Origin of the sequence: Terrimonas ginsenosidimutans (genome assembly GCF_022012415.1) — a bacterium.
Classification (GTDB): Bacteria; Bacteroidota; Bacteroidia; order Chitinophagales; family Chitinophagaceae; genus Terrimonas_A; species Terrimonas_A ginsenosidimutans.
Window position 1 is genome coordinate 294,865 of sequence record NZ_JAKLTR010000008.1, and the last position, 20,755, is coordinate 315,619.

Genomic DNA, 20,755 nt, shown 5'->3' on the forward strand with positions numbered 1-20,755 from the left:
CGCACTTATTCAGCCGCACTTTTTAATTTAATTACAATAGATGCACCATTGACCAGGTCTTTGTGATGAATAACTGTTCCGCTCAATGATTTTCCATTCAGTAAAACAGTATCGATCACCGCATCTGATGGTGCGGAACGAACCGACTCAATAGTGATCAACCGGCCGTTTTCCATTCTCATGCTAACATGATCGAACGCTGGCGGTAAGAGATAATAAAAATCCTGGCCGGCATTGGGGAACAGGCCGATCGAGGTAAACACATACCATGACCCCATCGCACCTCCATCTTCATTATCCGGATAACCTTTTTCCAGCGAAAAACTTTTGCTTCGCAGCGCACGGACATACTTCGCCGTAAGATCAGGCCGTTCACAATGCGAGAAGATGAACGGAGTAAGAAAACCAGGTTCATTGCTGAGATCGATCAACCGGTTGTCGAAACCATAGCGGAGTCGCCTGATCATTTGCTCTTTTCCACCGCAAACTTCGATCAGGCGATCAAATGCATGCGGTGTAAAAAGAGAATATACCCATGAATTACCTTCATAAAAATATTCAACCCAGGAACCATAATGCTTTGCAGGGTCGATATGCAGCCATTCAAGGGAAGAACGCCGCGGTGTAATAAATCCTTTGAATCCTTTACTCTCCGATGCTGTATCAAAAAGCTTCTCCCAGTTTTGCGAACGCTTTCCAAGGCGATCTGCATTTTGCAGATCATTCATTTCTTTTGCTACCTGTGAAGCGCAAAAGTCATTGTACGCATACTCCATCTCATAACTGCAACTCATCTTGCCGCCAGTTTCCGGCAGCCAGCCATAACGTAGATAATCCGGGTGACGTGCATGATCCGCATTCCATAACATCAGCTCATAGGCTTTCTTCCTGTCAAAACCTTTAACCCCTTTCACGATCGCATCGGCGATGATATTATCAACATCATCTCCTCCCTGCTTCTGATCCCAATCAAGCGAACTGGTAAAAGTGGGATTGCAAACACCATTATGCGTGAAGCGGTCGATAAAGGAATTGATCGTATTTGCAACAAAACTTTCCCGGAGCAGGATCATCAGCGGATATTTTGTGCGCCAGGTATCCCATACACAATAATGATCATCGATATGAGGTTCAGAAGAATTCCAGTGCGGGTTATCTCCGGTGCGGTCACGCGGCATCACAAAACTGTGGTATAACGCGGTGTAAAATTGCTGCTGTTCTTTTTCGGAACCGCCTTTTACGGCGATCGCAGAAAGTGTTTGATCCCAGGTCTTCTTCGCGGTTGCTTTTATCTCCTCAAGACTGGAGTTTCCGATCTCTTTCCTTATGTAGTCATTTGCACTGGCGACACTTTTAAGCGAAATACCAACCTGAAGCTGGACCGTAGATGCATTCTCCGGCAAAATGATCTCTGCAAATAATGACTGGCTCCCATTATTTGTAATGCGAACATCCGCAAGTTGATTTTGCAGGCGAATGGAGAAAAAAACTTTGTAGGGCAGTGAACTGCCAAACCCACCGGCATATTCGCCCCATCCTTTTATGACGTTCTTCCCACGATCAAAGCTGATAGCACCTCCAAGAAATTTACCTTTTACTTCCGGTGCAATGTCCCTCGGAATATTATGCGCCACATCCAGGAGGATGGATTGCGGTTTTTTGCCGGGAAACCCGAACCGATACACCGCACAGTGATGTGTTGGAGCCAGTTCAGTTTTTACGTTATACCGGTCCAGGAAAACACTGTAATAATATGGAGTGGCTATTTCCGCTGATTTGGGTGAGTCATGCCCGTCTTCAGCAGATGTAAAACTGCCGGTCTGCGGAGAAAGCAGGATCTGGCCATATCTTCCCCAGCCCGTTCCGGAAACATGCAATTGCCCAAAACCTCTGATCGGCTGGCCTTCTATATATCCGCCATGCTTGCCGTTCGGCGTTTGAGGCGAGGGGTTAACAGATCCGTGGGGAAGTTGCGGGCCGATCACGCCATTGCTGTTGCCCCGAACCCCCATGAACAGGTTGACCTGGTCCGCCGGGCTTTCCTGCGCGGGCAGATCAGTTGACCGCAACATTGACACAATAAATAAGAAGCTGGAAAGGACTGGTAAAAAAATCTTCATGATGAGAAAATGGCGTGAAGGAGTTACTTGCATCGTCATCATAAAGAAAGCAGAAAAAACAAAAAACGGATGCAAATATCCGCTCAATTGATACCAGAATATTACAAAAGCAGTGATTTACAATATTCTTGCAGTAATTGATCAGGGATTGACAGCCTACTACCCCCACCGCAGTATACATTTGGCAAAACGATTATGGCTTGCCATCTCCCCTTCAATTTTTGCGGACAGATGCGAACGGTATTCCCGTTCTGAGCCATATCCATTACAAAGTCATCTAATAACCTCGATATGCACAGAACTACTACTCGCAAAATGGGTAGGATCGGTTTGGCTACAGCGATCGCTTGCTTATGTTTATCTGCACAGGCCCAGGGTCATGAAAACGGTAACCTGACCGGCCCGGTCGCTCCGCCTTTTGATCCGCCAGCATTGCATCACCCATCCGTTCACGACGATCACCCCTCTCCAGGCGTTCCTGAGATCAGGGGAAAAGTAATCGATACAAAAGGTGCTCCGGTTGCAGGCGTATCCGTGACCATCAAGGGATCCGGCACCGCCACTGTTACCGGCACTGACGGCTCATTCAGGCTGGACAATGCCCAGGCCACGGACACGCTCGTATTTACTATTGTAGGCTATATCCCGCAGGAGATCGCTGTTCCCGCAGACAACAGCACTATGACCGTCACGCTTGAACAGGACATGAAGCAGCTAGGCGATGTAGTGGTAGTGGGCTACGGCACACAACGGAAAGTAAACCTGACCGGCGCTGTATCGCAGGTGAATGCAACAAAAGAGCTTGTTAGCCGTGCTGCACCCAACGTTTCTTCGGCGTTATCGGGACTTGTTCCCGGCTTGTCAGCACCACAATCATCCGGCATGGCTGGTAATAACCGCGCCAACCTGCTGATCCGCGGGATGGGTACGGTGAATAACGCATCTCCCCTCATCGTTGTCGATGGAATGCCTGATGTGGACCTGAACCGCATTGACATGAATGATATCGCTACCATTTCAGTATTAAAAGATGCTGCTTCCTCCGCTGTTTATGGATCACGTGCAGCGAACGGCGTACTCCTTATTACCACCAAATCCGGTAAAGGACGCACACCTCAATTCAGTTTTACGATGACAAATGGTGTGCAAAAACCAGTGAAAGGATTCAACTTCCTTGCAGACTATCCCCGCTCACTTACACTCGAACAGCGTCTTGCCGCTGTGAACACATTACCGTCGGGCTTTTTGTTCAAGAACGGCACGATCGATCAATGGATGGCCCTCGGAATGATCGATCCGCTGAAATACCCAAACACAGACTGGCTGGATGTAACCACACAGGACGGACATTTTGAGCGGTATAATTTTTCCGCTTCCGGAGGAAATGAACAATCAAACTTCTATATCTCGATTGGTAAACTGGGGGAACGCGGGATCCAGATGAATAACGAATACGGCCAGTATAACGCACGCGTGAACTACGATTACAAACTTAACCGAAACATGAACGTAGGCGTAAAGCTCACCGGCAATACCTCCAACTTCCTGTATACTTATGAGAATGGATTTACCGGAGGTGATGGCGCAGGCGGCGGCGATTACCAGTATGCCATTGCCGGTATCCTTCCTTATGATCCCGCTACCGGATACTACGGCGGTGTGATGGCTTATGGTGAAGACCCTACCGCACTGAATCCTTACGTGTTCTATGTGAACGCACTCAAACGCCGCTCACGCCAGGAAGGTAATGGTAATATCTATTGGGACTGGACGCCGGTAAAAGGACTGACAGCAAGAGTTGCTTATGCGATCAATTATTATAACCAGTTCCAAAAACAGGCAGACATCCCTACTCCATCCTTCAACTTCCAGACCAATACCCTTGGCCCACGCGTATTCATTCAACCGAACGCACCTGCTATCAACCAGAACAACACAGGCTACAAAACAATGGCCACAGGGCAACTGACCTATACCACGACGATCGCACATGATCACGACATTGCGCTCACTGGCGTATATAGCGAAGAGTACTGGAATGACCGCGTACTGCGCGCTTCGCGTAACGACAGGATCTATCCAACTATTGATGAGATCGATGGCGCATTGACCGCCATTCAGTCAACCGGAGGTAATTCCGTCGCCGAAGGTTTACGCTCCGTGATCGGACGGATCAATTACACCGGTTTTCAGAAATATCTTTTTGAAGCCACCTTCCGTTATGATGGTTCTTCAAAATTCTTACAGGGCAGTCAATACGGCTTCTTCCCTTCGGTATCAGCAGGCTGGCGTTTCTCCGAAGAAAACTTTTTCCAGTCATTTGCAGGACGCATCGTTAACAGTGGTAAACTTCGGATGTCTTACGGAACACTGGGTAATAACAGCGGCGTTAGCGCATATCAGCAGCGGGAAACATTAACACTGCTGAATTACATGATGGCTAACAATATCACCCGTGGATTTGTATACAGCCAGATGGTCAACCGCGACCTGACCTGGGAAACTACACGCGTATTCAACACAGGCCTCGATCTTTCTTTTCTCAATAATCGTTTGCAGGTTACCGTTGACTATTATGACCGGTTAACAACAGGCATGAACAGGCCCGGAGATCTTTCCATCCTTTTATCCGGCGCATACAATGCACCACGCCGCAATATCGGCAACCTGAGAAACCGTGGTATTGAAGGATCCTTTACATGGTCGGAACGTCTCGGAGAATTCCGCTACGGCATTACATTGAATGCATCTTACAATGCAACTACTCTTGAAAAATGGAATGAATTTCTCGGAAAGGGTTATACATTCCTGAACATGCCTTATCATTTTGTATATGGATACGAAGATCTCGGCATCGCGCAAACCTGGGATGATGTATACCGCGCAACACCACAAGGCGCTTCCCCGGGAGACCTGCTGCGCAGGGATCTGAATGGTGACGGACGTATCGATGACAATGACAGAAGAGCAACAACAACGAACCGCGATATGCCCAATACCAACTTTTCACTCAATAGTAATTTCTCCTATAAAAACTTTGACCTGTCTGTTTTATTACAGGGCGCAACCGGCAGGAAAGACTATTGGCTTAATGTTTACAACAACCTGAACTTTACGACACAGCGTTATGCAGCAACAGAAGACCACTGGACAAATCCATGGGCTCTCGATAACCGCAACGGACTTTGGCCTCGCCTCAACGGCAGTGCAAATAACCGTGCGGAAACAACCTTCTGGCTGGATGATATGAGCTACCTGCGTGTTAAGAATGTGCAGGTCGGCTATTCATTGCCAACAGGAATACTGAACAGGATACATCTTAAGAATTGCCGCCTATTCCTATCTGCAGAAAACCTCGCAACGATCAGTTCGTTCCGTGGCCTTGACCCGGAAAAAGAAGGCAACGTCAACGATGTTTATCCATTTGTTAAATCATATTCATTCGGCCTGAACCTGGGCTTTTAATTAACGATTGTATGAAATTAAATAGCATAAAAAATAGCTGGAAGGTGTGGATGACTGCCGGACTCGCCGCGATCATCTTCACTCAGTCAGCCTGCAGGAAAAACCTGCTCGATCAGAACCCAACTACCGTGGTAGATGCTTCAACTTTCTGGAAAAGCGAATCGGATGCCACTACTGCACTTGTTGGAGCTTATGCATCAGTGGCACCACTGTTCACCCGCGACTATTTCTGGGAAGGCAATGGCGATTATATTGAAGTAAGAGGAAGCGGTACTCATGCCACTGACGTTCGCCAGGGAGCCGCATTTAACAGCAGCTATGACTACAAACCCACAGGCAACGGAGCAGGATCCGATAAGATGTATCAATACCTGTTTGGTGGCGTTAACCGTACGAATTACGTGATAGAAAACGTCCAAAAAATGCTGCCGCATGCCAGTGCCGCATCATTGCCCGGCCTCGAAGCCGTTGTTGGAGAAGCCCGCCTTTTACGCGGCCTCGTGTACTTCCGGCTGATCTCCTTATGGGGCGACGTTCCGTATATCGATCACATTATTACCAGTGCAACAGAAGCGGATACGATGACCCGCATGCCGATCGCACAGATCAAAGACAGGATCATTGAAGACTTTACCTATGCCTTTGAAAAACTACCCGCAACAGCACCCATGCTCGGCCGTGCAGCAAAACCCGCCGCACTCGCATTAAGAGGAAAGATGCATTTGTACTGGGCTTGCTGGAACAAGAACGGCTGGCCCGAACTTGCAGGATTCACCCCGGATGCAGCTGCGGCAACAGCATCCTACCAGGCAGCAGAGGCTGATTTCAAAAGCGTGATCAATGATTATGGCTTAACACTTTTCAGAAATGGCGAACCCGGGCAGATCGATGCACTAGGCAAAGCCGATATACTTCCTAATTACTATCACCTTTTTATGCCCATTGCCAACGGTGATAAAGAAATGGTATTCTCCTTCACACATGGCGGGATCAATACCGCACTCGGAGAAGAACTGATGCGTGATTTCGGTGGACGTACACAGGAGTTCGGCCAGTGCTGGCTTTCTCCCAGATTTGAAATTGCCGACCGTTACCAATCTATCGTCACCGGCGACTACATGCCAAAACTCATCCCTATCAATCCTGCCACGCCTGGTGCGCGCACACTCCCTAACTCTGCGATCAATCCGCAAAGCTATGCGAACAGGGATTACAGGATGAAATCAACTATTCTCTGGGACAATGAAATGATCATCGGCCTTGCATCGCTGAAATCGACCGGCTATGCTCCCTATATCTACAAGACCTGGGGTGGTAACGTAACGATCGGCGGAGTGAATTATATCACCTATCTCACCGACGGAACCACTTCCGGCTACGTATTCCGCAAGTTTGTCCGGAATTATCCGGGCCAGGGACGTAGCGAGGGCGACTATTCATGGCCTGTCGTCCGGCTCGCGGATGTATTCCTGATGTATGCCGAAGCCACAAACGAACTTAACGGTCCACAGGCGGATGCGATTGCGCTGGTCAACAGGATCAGGCATCGCGGTAATCTTCCCGCGCTGGCCGCAGACAAGGTAGCAGATAAGAACGCATTCTTCAACGCGATCGAACAGGAAAGGATCATTGAACTTGTTGGCGAAGGTCAGCGCAGTTATGATATCCGCAGATGGCGGGCACTCTCCCGCATATACGGACCACCCGGCGGACCCGGCGTGCAAACAAAAGATACCCACAACGAAAACCAGGAACTGCTTTTCCAGAACACACAGGAACGCGGCTACGAACAATACTACATATTCCGGATACCTCCTTCAGAAAGGAACCGTAACCAACGACTGACTCAAAACACTCCATGGTTATAAAAAAAATGAATTATGAACTTCTTCAAAATATACAAACATCTCCCCGCCCTCATCGTCCTTCTCTCTGTGATATGGATAAGCTGCAGAAAAGAAACACCGATCGACGAAGATGGGTTGCTCATCACCGAACGGGCGGAATGCTATGTCAGCAACTTCGAACTACTGGGGACCGATTACCTGACCGTACGAAGCAAGAATCCGGTGATCGACACAGTGGCCTGCACCATTCAGTGCGAAGTACTCTTTGGCACCGATCTGAAAAATGTTTACCCACAGTTCACTTTGGTAACGGACGCAAAGCTGGATCCGAAGATCACCGGGAAAACAGATTTCTCTGATCTTAGTCAGCCAAAAGTTTACACCGTTGTATCAGGCAACAGGAAAGTTCGTAAACCATATAAAGTTTTTATCACGGTCAAGACCCCATAACTCCAGCATATGAAAAAAAATAGAAACAGTTTCAGCTTGCTGATGTTTTCAGCTGCGGTAATAACAATGGGAACATTTACTTCCTGCGAAAAGAAAGACTATGCAATACCGGAACCAAAAACAAATTTCCAGAATGATGTGATCAAACGCTCATTAGGACCTGCTGTGGCAGGCACATCCATCGAGTTTGCTTACGCAATGGCTTTGGGGAAAATGAACGGAAAGATCGTCTCCGCACAGGTGGAAGCAAGCGTAACAGGAGCTCCCGCCACTTATCTCGAACATCGCTCATTCAATACAAATGCCAGTGGTCAGGATATAGGCGTGATTGTCGGAACACCTTCAACCAACAACGGCAACACAACGCTGGTCAATTTCACGGTTGACACCAATGCAGCCACTCTCCGTTACTACTACGTAGTCCCATCCGCTGGAAAAGGACAACAGGTATCATTCACCTTCTCCGCAACAAGCAGTACGGGAGAAAAAGTATCTTTTCCGATGGGACCATATGCATTAAGCAAAATGGACATGGTGCTGGACCTTCCTGTGAAAGAAAACGCAGCCTGCTATATTTCCATTGCAGACAATGCGATCTATACCGCGGCAGAAGCAGCGCTGCATCCTGAAAAGATCGATCTTGTATATCTTTTCCGTAATCTGCCAACTGTGGCATTCGGACATGCACTGGTTGCCCCGGCAACAGAACCCATCTATTTACAGGGAGCCGTGCTACCCGCTGGTGTGAACCGGAACGCGCTTATCAGTAAAGCCGGACAACTCAGGGATCAGCAACTGGCACGTTTGCAATTTGGCATTTTTATAGACGACGCAGATTTCGAAAAACTGAATATCGCCGGCTCTCCTAACTATGCGATCAATATGAAAGCACAAACCGGCGTCTGGGTTGAAACGGCAGACAAGAAGTACAGAGCCTATGTTTATTTCAATTCGATCAACGACGCAGCACAATCGGCCGTTATAAGCATTAAACGTTATCCTTTACAATAAAAATCAGCGAACTCAAGCCCCGTTATATCCAGTATCTTTTAGCTAAGCGATCATCAAGCCTCATCCCGGCCGGGATGACAGCTTGATGATCGCTTTATTGAACTATATCGAATTAAAACTAAAAGCCAGATCCAGTTCAGATTATCCTGCTCATTTAAAGAAAAACCAGTACTTTTTCCACTTGAATTCATACATCTTATGTTTCGTTTCCAGAGATCATTGCTTACCGCTATTGTTATTCTTGTTTTCCAGCAGGCAATAGCAAGCCCGGTAACAGACAGCATTATCGACCGTTACCGGCAGTTTCTTTTACAGACCGATGTCGATCAGGAAAAAACGGATCAGTGGCTGCGTTTGTTAAACAATGGCCAATGGTCCGATATCAATTATCAAAACCAGGAACGTGGCAACTGGAAAACAAGGGATCACCTGTTAAGATTACAGGCATTGGCCATCGCCTGGTCGAAACCTGGCAATAAATTATCCGGAAAGAATGAAGTATTGCAATCTCTCCTGTCTGCCACTGATGACTGGCTCAATAAAAAGTATCAGAATCCCAACTGGTGGCATAATGAGATCGGTGTGCCTCAACTGATGCGGGATATCATGATCCTGTTAAAAAACGACCTCAGTTCCAAACAATGGGAACAGGCACTTGCTGTTTTGCGCCAGCATAAAGTGCATGGCACCGGTGCCAACCTTACCTGGTCGGCAGATCTTGGACTGCACTATGCCGCATTGACCAACAACGAGCGTGGGGTAGATAGCTGCCGTAACCTGCTGATCAAAGAGATCATGATCAGCACACGCGAAGGCGTTCAACCTGATTTCAGTTTTCATCAACATGGCGCAAGATTACAGAACTATCATTACGGCCGGTCATTCCTCACTGACAACACCCGGCTTGCCTGGCAATGCAGGAACACGCAGTGGGCATTCCCGGAAGAAAAAATATCGATACTCGCCGGACTGCTGCTCGAAGGCGATCAATGGATGACCAGAGGAAAGCACGTTTCACCAGCAGTGATCGACCGTGCAATAAGCCGACCGAATTATCTCGACACCGGCAATCTGACACTTACAGCTGTTCAGTTAAAAGACCTGCTTCCCGCCCTTCGAAATAAACTTGACAACGCCATCTTATCTTACAGAGGCGTATATGCTGACATGGGTTACAAAAGCTTCCCCTATTCAGACTATGCAGCCTACAGTGATAAGAACTATAGCTTTTACCTGAAAACATTTTCCACCCGAACTTTATCGTCCGAAACAACCACCAATTCAGAAAACCTCTTTGGGCACCTCTTAAATGGCGGCAATACATACTTCATCAAAAATGGAAATGAATACACGAACCTGATGGCTGTATGGGACTGGAGTAAATTACCCGGCATAACCAACTTCAATGGCAATGCAAGGCTGATCCAGAAACCTTTTAACGGAGGAGTCGATAATGGGAAAAGCGGCTGCTGGGCCACCGATCATTCACTGGCAGATAGCAATTCCAAACTCAACGCGCATAAGTTCTGGGCCACACATAACAATACCGTCGTTTGCCTGATCGCCGGCTTGAACACAACCGGAACTGCGGATTCGATATTCACCGTCATGGACCAAAGCAGGCTGCAGGAACAGATAGCATTTGATCAACCGGGTAACTTTCTCAAACAAGGGGTGCAAACGCTGAACGGTACAAAATGGATCTATCATGCAGGATTCGCCTATGCTCCCTTGTACAAAGAGACCGTTTCTATTAAAAGCGGACCGGCAACCGGTTCATGGCACGTGATAAACCAAAGCGCGATAGATACACCGGTAAATGACAAAGTGTTCATCCCAATGCTCCTGCATAAAAAAAAGGAACAGACTTCCGGCTATGTTGTCGCCGCTGCAAATTCTTCTACAGCCGCCGCGGCAATATTCAAAAGACCAAACTGGAAGATCATCAGCAACAACACAGCCTGCCAGGCTGTAAGTTTTGATAAAATACTCCTTTGTGCATTCTTTGAAAAAAGCAAACTAACATGGAAGAACAGGACAGTCAGTGTAAGCCGTCCCTGCATGCTGCAGATCGATGAAAAGAATGTTTACGTCTCAGACCCTGAACATAAAGGAGGAGAAGTGGAGGTACTGCTTGGCGGTAAGAGCTATAAAATAGCATTGCCTGAAAACGGCGGGATCTCCATCGTTCGATTGTAACAGCAACTAACAACCCTGGCTGCCGTGCAGGAAGACAGGTCTCGTATGGCAGTGCAACGAGCCGCAGCGAGCGCAATATTCAACCTTTTAAATTGATATCTTGCGTCCACTGCGACCTATTGCATCCCTTGCAATACTAGCACGCCACGCAATTAAAACGACACGTCATAAGTCAGATCATCCTTTTCTTAAAATTGATCCACGACGCACCAAAAAGTATCATCGTCAATAACACTAACGGAACTTGAGTTTCCAGCCAGGACAGTTTTCTATCCTCCCGAAAATACTCCAGTCTGAGATTCTTCCAATCCACCTTATCAACAGACACCCCTTCAAAAATAGCCGGGTAAAATTTTAACCGCAGTTGTTCATGAAAGTTTGCAGTTGCATCCAGAAAGCGCAACTGATTGCTTAAACCTGCTCCGGCAATATCATTTAGCTGGAATTGGGCATGAAGCGTTGGCAGAAAAAACGCGAGTCCCTTGCTCGCATGTTCCCGTTGCCACAGCTTCTCGCGCAATTGTTTTGAATCAGCAGCAGATTCATCATCCGCCATTTGTTGCGCCGCATAATACCAAAGCCACCCCCGCTTTTTCTCAGGTTTGGGATATTTGCTGAACTGCGGATAGTGTGCAAAGAACCTTGTTAGTGTTGGCGCTTCATCTGTATCCCACTTCTCATGCAGCCCCTGGCGTTGTTTTACCATTGTTGCAAGAGCTTCAGGAACTTCATATCGCGCAGATAAGTAATTATTCGCCGCACCCGGCAGGACAACGGTCAGCGAGAGCCAAACCGTTGCCATGACCACTGCACTACTTCCTGAATTCTTTTTGAGTGACACGATAAAAAAACTCAGTGCAAACCAGAAAAAGATATACAAAACAGATAAACCCGTCACCATGAACAACGCCAGGTCCGGCTGCAATGACAAAACTCCGATTGCTACAAACAGCAGGAAGAAAAATGCCAGCAGTGTTACGAATACACGGACAAGCAATTTTTTCCATAGGAAATTTGCCGGCTTACTGTCCTGCGACAAAATCAACTTCCATGTGTTCCCTTCCTTTTCTTCAGCCAAAAGGTTATAGGTAAATGAGATGATCAACAGTGGAAACAGGTAGATCAGTACAAAACTAAGATCAAGATTTCCCGCAAGCAGCCCGTATGGATTGAACAGGTCCGTATCATAAAGCTGGGCTTCCAGGTTACGGATATTTACATTCTGCAGAGAGCTGTTCACATCCCGCTGGCCTATCGAAAGCGCATTCAGCGGATGCGTCTCATTCACCAGTCCAAAACGGAGATAGTAAAATAACAGCCCCATATCCTTATTGAAAAAATGAACATTGCGTTCAAGATGCTCTTTTTGCAACCGGGCAGCTTTTACCAGGCTCGTTTGCTGCTTCTGCAAATGAGCTCTACCGATAAAAATTCCTGCTACGCCTGCCAGCAACACTATCAATAAACCGATGACCACCATTCTTGAGCGGCAAAAACGCTTCAGCAATAACCAATACATATCAAACTGCTTTTAATTTTTTAGAAATAACGAACACCAGGATCACCAATGCAGCTGCCCAGGCCAGCAATGCCAGCAGGGACAGACTTTCATCATTCAGCACCTTACGAAGCGACGGGCGCTTATAGTCAAAATCAGCAAAAGCTCTCCAGTGATCACGACTGATGCTGTGTGGGGCCTCATGTTGCTCTGGCCGCCTGTTACTGATCAGTTTGATCTGCAGATCATTCATCTGCTGAGCAAGATTGTAACGATACTCTTCTGCTTGTTGCTGAAACCAGCTATAGGTATTAAAATCTGTTCCGCTAAGCCCCATCGAAAGATTACGTTGTGCTGCAAACGGATTAATGAAGGCTGCTACGCGGGACACGCTGTTCTGACGTTTGTAATTATCCAGTAGCGATAACAAATGCTGCTGATATATCTCCGCGCTGATCCGCTCGCCCTCCTTCATCTGAAACCCGCTGTAGTTGAATGGCAACTGCACAAGTGAATCTACTTTGTACGCCTTCAGTAAAGAATCTTTCAACCCTTTATAATAAGGATCATTGGGATCATGACTGTCACCTTTTTTGATCAGATCGCTCTCGATACCCGCTTCAAATTCCACTTTGGACAGCGATGGAAAGATCGCAGCACCGGCGGCCTGAGAAGCCCTTGGTAGGATCACCACAAATAATAGCCAGATCCCGATCAACGATACAAGGGCCAACCTGGCCGTCTTGCTGACAGAAGACAGCAGCACAGCAATCAAACTGATCACTACAAAATAAACGGAATAGATAAATGTGATCAGCATGGCGCGCAACCATTCATCAGCTCCAAATAACATGGAGGGAACAGATATCCCCGCTGTAATCAGGATAACCATCGCGAAAAATAACAGGGGTAAAGCGATCGCCAGTAATCCAAAAGCTTTTCCAAAAATAACTTCTTTCCATGTTGCCCCCTGGCTTAACAGGATCTTCAGTGTCCCATTCTCTCTATCAGCGGCAATCGTATCAAACCCGATAAAGAAGATCACAAGCGGCAGCAGTACCTGCAGGATCATTGCAAGGCTTATTTCTCCAAAACGAAACATCCCTGTACTAAATCCTGCTTCCGAAAAATTAACGGAATTCTGCTTGTGCGCTTCCAGAAAAACAGCATTCCCCGTATAACTCTCGATCCCAAAATCAAACACGCTTAGCGGATGCTTTGGACGAAACGCTATATACCCGTAATGCGCCATCCTGTGCGGATGCTTATCCGGCATATTTTCCCATTGCGCTCGTACTTCCTTCTGATACCTGATCCGGCTTGCTGTCTGATCAGCATAGATCTTACTTCCACTATATCCTGCATAGATCAGCAGCAGGACAATGATAGCCAGCAATAGCAATACGGCTTTATTACTTAAAGCATTCTTCACTACCTGCCTGGCAAATAATATCAATAACGATCTTCGCATACACTTTTACATTAAAATTTATAGGTTGCAGTCAACAGGATATTTCTTGGCGCCCCCGGAAACAAGCGCTGATAATTCTGTGCACCGATCCAGTAAGTCTTATCCAGCACATTGTTAACATTAAGAGCCAGCTGCATATCTCCTTTGCCCGGTGTATAATAGAGAGCCAGATCCAGTAATGTATAGGAAGGCACCTTGAATGCGCGGGTGAACCAGGGCACTTTGTCGCCACTGTACTGCAAGCCCAACCCTGCACCAAACCCTTTTAATGAAGAATTACTGATAAAGTTGTAACGTGTCCAGAAGTTACCACTGTTAAATGGCGTATTCTCTTTTCTCAAACCAACCAGTTCCGATTTGGCATCGCGCTTTATCCTTGCGTCTATATAACTATACGAAAGATTGACCTGCCAGTTAGGCAAAACAAACCCAGCCACTTCCAGTTCAAATCCCTTGCTGCGGTCTGCACCTCTTGTCACCAGCGAATCAGGATAGGCCGGCAGGTTTGCATTCATCAGGATATTACGCTGGTTGATGATATACCAGGCAGCATTTACCTGGATCTTATTTTTCAGTAACGAAGCTTTTACGCCAGCCTCCTTCAGATCACTGGTCAACGCGTCAAAGATGGCAGCTGATTTTGGCGTATTATAGAAATTACCTGTATTCGGCATGAGGGTAACGGTATTTGACTGCGGCTGAAACCCTTCAAGGTAAGTCCCATAAAGATTAACATCCTTTGTGAGTGCATAGGTAAGACCTGCACGCGGCAGCAAAGCCTTATTGGTAAATGATGATTCATTAACCGAATTATAATTGGTAATATCCTTGAACCATTCCTGCCTTAGACCAAGCAGAATAGTAAAACGGTTCCATTGCAATTGCTCCTGGATATAGACCGCATGATTCGTCGTTAGCGCAGCTGGCAGCACTGTTCTTACATTGAAGGAATAATCATCCGTATTCCGGATCGTATATACAGGATTATTCAGATCAAAATAATTAACGTTTGGGCGTGGAAGTACAACACCGCCTGCCGTGATCGTTTGATAATTTGACTGATTGGCCGGAATATATGTATTCGCCACTGTCCCATCTTTCAATAAGAATCCACGGGCTGCATTCTGACCACCGCCCTTGGTTTTTTCCCAGCTGTTCAGATCATAACCAAACACCAGTTTGTGTTTGATCTTTCCCGTGTTGAAATCAGCATTAAAATAACTGCTCACATTATCGACGCTCCAGAACTGTTTGCGTTGAATAAACTGCATCCCCGCCAGCGACGTAACAGGATTATTACCCAGGTCCACTGCAAATGCATTGGTAGTCCTGTGCTCCTGCAGATCTTCTGACCATGTCTGCTTCATATAAGAAGTATTGAACGTAAGCCAGGAACTGAAATGATGTGCAACATTTGCCGTCACGATCATTTCCCTTGACTTAAAGAAATCATTCGGAGCGCTAAGATTTAAACTGACAGGTGTACTCTTCAGATCGGTTTGCCCTGCAACAGCACCAAAGATCGGCTGACCTCTGTCGAGATTTCCATTCATATTGCTATAGATCATCTCAACATTCACTGCTGTCCTGTCATTGGGGATATAAGAAAAAGAAGGGGAAATAAGCAATGATTTATTGCCAACAAAGTCTCGGAAACTTCTTGCATCCTGATAAGCAGCATTAATGCGATATAACAAAGTCTTGCTTTCATTCAACGGCCCTGTAAAATCAAGTGTACCGCGGATGGTGCTGAAACTTCCGGCAGTCAGGCTTATTTCTTTGCGTGAAACAGACAACGGCTTCTTTGTAACGAGATTGATGCTTCCTCCCGGATCAACGCTTGCGAAGCTTGCACTGGCAGGTCCTTTGATCACTTCCACCCGTTCGATATTGCTTGTAAGTGGTTGCAGAAAATAATACTGGCGGGTTCGCATGCCATTGACGATCTGCCCCTCTTCATTCTGACTGATCCCACGGATCGCATACTGGTTATAGTAGCTTGAAGGTATGACACCACTAGCCACTTTCACCGCATCTGCCAATTGGAAAGCCTGCCGGTCGGACATCAGCTCTTTTGTGATCGCCGTGATGGATTGGGGTATGTCTTTGTTCAATGCCGCAATCTTCGTAGCACTGAAAGAATAATCACTATTGTACTTCCGGGCACTTCGCCCGATGATCTCCACCGATTGTAATTGTTTCGACCTGATAGCCAGTACGATCCTGAGATCCTCAACAGACCGTTCAACCAGTACTATCCTCTGAGAATGATCCTCAAATCCCACATTGGTGATCGTTAGCGTATAATCTCCTTGTGGCAATTCCTGAAAAGCAAAATAGCCTTGCGCGTCGGTCAGGCTTGCGCGCGTAAAAGACCCCGATCTTACTTTCACTGAAGCCCCCTGGAGAAATCCACCGTGATCATCCTGAACATAGCCTTTCAGACTCAGCTGTGCTGATGCGGTGGTAAAAAGACAGAACAATAGCAGGACGGTGATAAAATATTTCATATTGATGTTGATACGTTAGATGGTTTCAAGGTAGAGCTGCTGTAATTCACCTGCGGTGATCTGGCTTGTATCGAGTGTATGCACCAATCTCCCCTGTTTCATGATACCGATGCGTGTGCCAACATTTACAGCATTGAAAATGTCATGCGTAGCCATGAAAATGCTCTTACCCTCCAGCGCGAGCTCCTTGCAGATCTTTGTGAACTCATCAGTCGCTTTAGGATCGAGCCCGGATGTTGGTTCATCCATCAGGATCGCATCCGCATTTTTTGCGAGTGCAATAGCGATCCCTACTTTCTGCCGCATTCCCTTCGAATAGGTAGACAGCTTCCTGCTCTGCGCATCCGGGCCGAGATCAGCTTTGGTCAGGAAAGCACTGAGCTCGCCAATTGAATACCTGAACCCGGCGAGACGGCTGAAGAAATCAAGATTTTCTACGCCGGTCAAGTTGCCATATAACTGCACCACTTCGGGGATATAGGCAATAAACTTTTTGGTTTTCGGATCATTGGGCCTCACTTCCACACCATTGACAAGTGCTTTGCCCCTGGTGGCTTCAACAAATCCCAGGAAAAGATTGATCGTGGTGGTTTTACCGGCGCCATTTTGTCCCAGGAGACAAAAGATCTCACCGCTGTCAATAGACAGGTTCAGGTCGCTCAGCGCAGCAGTAGAATGATCATACTGCTTGCCGAGCTGTACTGCTTCCAATACAGGCATGACTGTTTTGTTTAAATATGTAAATAAGAGATCGCAGCAACCGGAAAGGCTCTGCGGCTAAAGAAAAAGAAGTTGCTTAGGAAAATGAGGGCGGTCCTTTATTGGAGGCCGTTAATGCAAATGCGGAAAAGGCATGCTGGGCATACCCTTCATTGATCGTTGCTGGTGTTGAGATGATCGTTACCCCCGGCACCGAAGCGTCGTCGTCGCAGGCGGCGTATTGATGCTGACAAACGGGGCAGTCAGTATCCGAAGACACATCAGTATCCGACGCAAATACTGCATCATCCGCAGAGGCAACAAAAGCACTGGATTCCTTTACAGCTTCACGCTCGTGGTGGTGCCAAAGCTGCACCGGCGCGATGATAAAGGCATACAGTGCGAGAAGCAGTGCTGCGATGAATTGCCGGTATGGAAGATTTGAAGTCAGAATAATTTGCAATAACGTTGCAAATATATCCAAATGACTGGAATGGCCAAATGATTTTTTAATGCTTGCGGGTGAAGAAAATTTTATCATCCCGGCGGCCGCCGGGATGATAAAAAACAGTTGATCCTGCTTTCCCTGATCACATCACCTACCTCCCGGTGCACAATACTGCTTCAGATAATTTGTATACAAGGTTGACAAATGCGCTCCCGTTCCCGCACCTTCAGAAATACTATGCGAACGATTCGGGTAAGGCATTACCTGAAACTGCCTGTTATGTTTGATCAACTCGTTGATCAGCATCTCTGCGTTATTATAATGCACATTGTCATCTCCCGTACCGTGTATGTACAGCAAATTACCCTTGAGATTCCTGGCGTAAGTGATCGGGGAACCTTTTACAAAATCTTCGCGATTTTCCTGGGGAAGCCCCATATATCTTTCCTGGTAAATATTATCATACGTGAGCTGGTTACCTACTGCCGCAACAGAAATACCTGTCTTGTATATCTCCGGATACTGGAACATGAGGTTCAATGTTGCAGAGCCACCGCCACTCCATCCCCATACAGCCACGCGGCTGGTGTCAATAAAATTCCACTTTAATATCTCCGTGGCCGCAAGTGCCTGATCGCGGATGTTCACCAAACCTATTTTACGGTAAACAGATTTACGCCATGCCCGGCCTTTCGGTACTGGGGTACCGCGGTTATCGATTGAAATATAGACATAACCATCTGCCGCCATATTACCCTGATAAAGACCATTGCGTCCTGCACCATACTCATCTTTTGCCGTTTGCCCCCATGGCTCCGTGTACACATAAAATACAACCGGGTATTTTTTAGAAGAATCAAAACCTGAAGGTTTTGCCATCCAGCCATCCATTTCAACTCCTTCCGATGTCCTGACCTTGAAGAATGAAACATTCGACGCATTTTTATCTGCTTTCGCTACCGCGTCAGCCACCTTATTCTCTCCATTCAACCCTTTGTGATCAATAAGGGTGAGCCACTCCGATGACGGTTGAGTATAATAATTGGAAAAACTATGTTGCGCGAAACGGGCATCAGGGGAAAGCCTGTATGTATGCGAACCTGTCTGATTTGCCGGAGAGATTCTTTCCGCCTTTCCCTTTCCATCAAGCTTTGTACGATACAGGTATTTTTGTGTTGCATTATCCGGCGATGCCATAAAATAAACAAAGCCACCTTTTTCATCTATCCGCACGATATCCATCACATCATACGCACCACTGGTGATCAGCGTTTCTTTTTTACCGTCGCGAGCAACTTTGTAAAGATGACGCCATCCGTCTTTTTCGCTTGCCCATAAAAACTCTTTCCCATTATTCAACCAGTCCCATCCGCCATTGGTATAATCCTGGTCCCAGCTTGGCAATATGTCGATCCACGCTGAATCTGTTTCTGTATAGATTGCCTGATTATTTCCTGACGCAACATTGCACAGCAATAATTTGCTTTCATTTTGTTTACGGTTCAATTGCTGAACGATCAGTTCCGTACTGTTCGCCGCCCATTCCATACGCGGCGCATAGCTGTGCCACACAGGATCAGATGCAATATTCATCCATTTTGTAGCGCCGCCGGTTACCGGTATAACACCGATCCTGAACGGCGAGATCTCTTCACCGGCTACAGGATATTCAACAGGAATCGCCACAGGATAGATCGAATCCGTGTTATTCACCATCAGGTAGTCTTTTGTTCCTTTGGCGATGATCTGCCAGTAAGCGATCTGTTTGCTGTCGGGGCTCCAGCGGAATCCATCGCGGCAAAAAAATTCTTCCTCATAAGCCCAATCGAATGTACCATTGATCAACTTACGGTTACCATCCGTAGTTAATGGAGTGATGGTGCCGGATGCCAGGTCTTCGACATATAAATTGTAGTTGCTTACATAAGCAACCTTTGTTCCATCAGGAGAAAATTTTGCAAACATCAGCGACGATGCAGGCATTGTACGGCCGAGCTGTTTCAACGCACCATCAGTGACATTATACAGCCAGTAGTCGCCACGCGTATCCTGCCGCCACACCTTTTTGGAATTGGTATAAACAAGCAATTGCTTTTCGTCTGAAGAGAATTCAAAGTTTCTGATTTGAAGTGGTCGTTCCTGGCCTGCAGGTTTGAATTTGTCTTTTGCAATAAAAACGGTCTTGCTGTTTTGCGGAAGCGTATACTTTGTTATATCGCCGGCTTCTGCACGGTAATACGAGCTACCGTCTTTGGCCCATTTTACAGACTGAGCAAATACCTGTTGAAAAACAAAGCTGCATGCAAGAGCTGCAAGAAAAGAAATACCGCGTTTCATGAAAATCGATTTGTGCCCAAATTAATGGATTTAACCAATCGGATGCAGATCAATTATTGCTGTTGTTTACCAATTCTTAACTTTCTTGCAGAGGCTGGTTGTTTTTTCGACGGGAGGTCGAAGGGCTCTGTGTACTTTTTTTTGCCGGGCGGGCAAGGCGTTTTTTTCCGAGGGGTTTCCTCGAAGACTCCGTTTACATTTTGCCGGAGGGGCAAGGCCTTTTTTCGAGGGGTTGCCTCGAAGACTCCGTTTACATTTTGCCGGAGGGGCAAGGCCTTTTTTCGACGGGAGGTCGAAAGACTCCGTTTACTTTTTTTGCCTTGATGCAAAAAAAGTAACAAAAAAAATCAAGGCTGGGAAAAAATGGCTAAAAATGGGAGGATGTCACCTGCACCAAAAAAACTCGCCCCGACCAGGTTTAGGATTGAATGGCGTGTTGGGCTCAGACAGTTTTTGGCGCCTTCGCACACCTTCGGTGTGGCTCAGACGGTGCCAGCCTCCCATTTTCTTAACGCCATTTTTTCCAAGGCCGGGGCGTTGAGAAAGGAGGAATCGTTTGCGAGGAAGATTCGTTGTATCTCAGTAGCCGTATCATAATTTGATACTGGCGCGCACTTCATGACAGAAAGAGACAAAACTTACAAGAACCGTAAGGTTACATTTATGTAAAGGCCTTCTGCCTGCTTTGAGAAGGGCGGCC

Annotated in this window: 12 protein-coding genes; 5 read left to right on the top strand and 7 right to left on the bottom strand. The window is 46.8% G+C overall.

Translation table 11 applies throughout. The features are described from left to right. Positions 1–5: 5 nt before the first annotated feature. Positions 6–2,120: a GH92 family glycosyl hydrolase gene (locus LZZ85_RS14330; RefSeq protein ID WP_237873248.1), complete on the bottom strand. Its 2,115-nt coding sequence runs from the start codon at positions 2,118–2,120 to the stop codon at positions 6–8. A 291-nt stretch (positions 2,121–2,411) separates the two neighbouring features. On the opposite strand from LZZ85_RS14330, the gene LZZ85_RS14335 reads away from it, so the two are divergent. The 5 genes from LZZ85_RS14335 to LZZ85_RS14355 all read left to right on the top strand — a co-directional run bounded on the left by LZZ85_RS14335 (position 2,412) and on the right by LZZ85_RS14355 (position 11,092). Further along, complete coding sequence (locus LZZ85_RS14335) at positions 2,412–5,585, top strand: SusC/RagA family TonB-linked outer membrane protein (protein ID WP_237873259.1); 3,174 nt, start codon at positions 2,412–2,414, stop codon at positions 5,583–5,585. A gap of 11 nt (positions 5,586–5,596) precedes the next feature. Further along, a complete protein-coding gene (locus LZZ85_RS14340) occupies positions 5,597–7,453 on the top strand; it encodes a RagB/SusD family nutrient uptake outer membrane protein (protein WP_237873263.1) in 1,857 nt (618 codons plus the stop codon). Between the two features lie 12 nt (positions 7,454–7,465). Beyond that, a complete protein-coding gene (locus LZZ85_RS14345; protein WP_237873266.1) occupies positions 7,466–7,882 on the top strand; it encodes an SGBP N-terminal domain-containing protein in 417 nt (138 codons plus the stop codon). 9 nt (positions 7,883–7,891) lie between these two features. Then, positions 7,892–8,893 (top strand): DUF4466 family protein, encoded by a 1,002-nt coding sequence (locus LZZ85_RS14350; RefSeq protein ID WP_237873273.1) that lies wholly within the window; start codon positions 7,892–7,894, stop codon positions 8,891–8,893. Between the two features lie 198 nt (positions 8,894–9,091). Further along, positions 9,092–11,092: a polysaccharide lyase family 8 super-sandwich domain-containing protein gene (locus LZZ85_RS14355; protein ID WP_237873274.1), complete on the top strand. Its 2,001-nt coding sequence runs from the start codon at positions 9,092–9,094 to the stop codon at positions 11,090–11,092. 172 nt (positions 11,093–11,264) lie between these two features. Here the strand turns inward: LZZ85_RS14355 and LZZ85_RS14360 are convergent, their stop codons facing one another. The 6 genes from LZZ85_RS14360 to LZZ85_RS14385 all read right to left on the bottom strand — a co-directional run bounded on the left by LZZ85_RS14360 (position 11,265) and on the right by LZZ85_RS14385 (position 20,055). Next, a complete protein-coding gene (locus LZZ85_RS14360) occupies positions 11,265–12,611 on the bottom strand; it encodes a DUF3526 domain-containing protein (RefSeq protein ID WP_237873276.1) in 1,347 nt (448 codons plus the stop codon). 1 nt (position 12,612) lies between these two features. Then, positions 12,613–14,061, bottom strand: coding sequence for an ABC transporter permease subunit (locus LZZ85_RS14365; protein ID WP_237873277.1), 1,449 nt, complete (start codon positions 14,059–14,061; stop codon positions 12,613–12,615). Positions 14,062–14,072: 11 nt separating this feature from the next. Continuing rightward, positions 14,073–16,571: a TonB-dependent receptor gene (locus LZZ85_RS14370; RefSeq protein WP_237873278.1), complete on the bottom strand. Its 2,499-nt coding sequence runs from the start codon at positions 16,569–16,571 to the stop codon at positions 14,073–14,075. A gap of 15 nt (positions 16,572–16,586) precedes the next feature. Then, positions 16,587–17,291, bottom strand: a complete 705-nt coding sequence (locus LZZ85_RS14375) for an ABC transporter ATP-binding protein (protein WP_237873280.1) — start codon at positions 17,289–17,291, stop codon at positions 16,587–16,589. Between the two features lie 76 nt (positions 17,292–17,367). After that, positions 17,368–17,811, bottom strand: coding sequence for a hypothetical protein (locus LZZ85_RS14380; protein ID WP_237873281.1), 444 nt, complete (start codon positions 17,809–17,811; stop codon positions 17,368–17,370). A 54-nt stretch (positions 17,812–17,865) separates the two neighbouring features. Further along, on the bottom strand, positions 17,866–20,055 hold the full coding sequence (locus tag LZZ85_RS14385; protein ID WP_237873284.1) for a S9 family peptidase: 2,190 nt from the start codon (positions 20,053–20,055) through the stop codon (positions 17,866–17,868). Positions 20,056–20,755 lie beyond the last annotated feature (700 nt).

Coding starts and splice junctions, on each gene's coding strand:
- LZZ85_RS14330 (WP_237873248.1), bottom strand. CDS start 2,120: ATGAAGATTTTTTTACCAGTCCTTTCCAGCTTCTTATTTATTGTGTCA.
- LZZ85_RS14335 (WP_237873259.1), top strand. CDS start 2,412: ATGCACAGAACTACTACTCGCAAAATGGGTAGGATCGGTTTGGCTACA.
- LZZ85_RS14340 (WP_237873263.1), top strand. CDS start 5,597: ATGAAATTAAATAGCATAAAAAATAGCTGGAAGGTGTGGATGACTGCC.
- LZZ85_RS14345 (WP_237873266.1), top strand. CDS start 7,466: ATGAACTTCTTCAAAATATACAAACATCTCCCCGCCCTCATCGTCCTT.
- LZZ85_RS14350 (WP_237873273.1), top strand. CDS start 7,892: ATGAAAAAAAATAGAAACAGTTTCAGCTTGCTGATGTTTTCAGCTGCG.
- LZZ85_RS14355 (WP_237873274.1), top strand. CDS start 9,092: ATGTTTCGTTTCCAGAGATCATTGCTTACCGCTATTGTTATTCTTGTT.
- LZZ85_RS14360 (WP_237873276.1), bottom strand. CDS start 12,611: ATGTATTGGTTATTGCTGAAGCGTTTTTGCCGCTCAAGAATGGTGGTC.
- LZZ85_RS14365 (WP_237873277.1), bottom strand. CDS start 14,061: ATGCGAAGATCGTTATTGATATTATTTGCCAGGCAGGTAGTGAAGAAT.
- LZZ85_RS14370 (WP_237873278.1), bottom strand. CDS start 16,571: ATGAAATATTTTATCACCGTCCTGCTATTGTTCTGTCTTTTTACCACC.
- LZZ85_RS14375 (WP_237873280.1), bottom strand. CDS start 17,291: ATGCCTGTATTGGAAGCAGTACAGCTCGGCAAGCAGTATGATCATTCT.
- LZZ85_RS14380 (WP_237873281.1), bottom strand. CDS start 17,811: ATGATAAAATTTTCTTCACCCGCAAGCATTAAAAAATCATTTGGCCAT.
- LZZ85_RS14385 (WP_237873284.1), bottom strand. CDS start 20,055: ATGAAACGCGGTATTTCTTTTCTTGCAGCTCTTGCATGCAGCTTTGTT.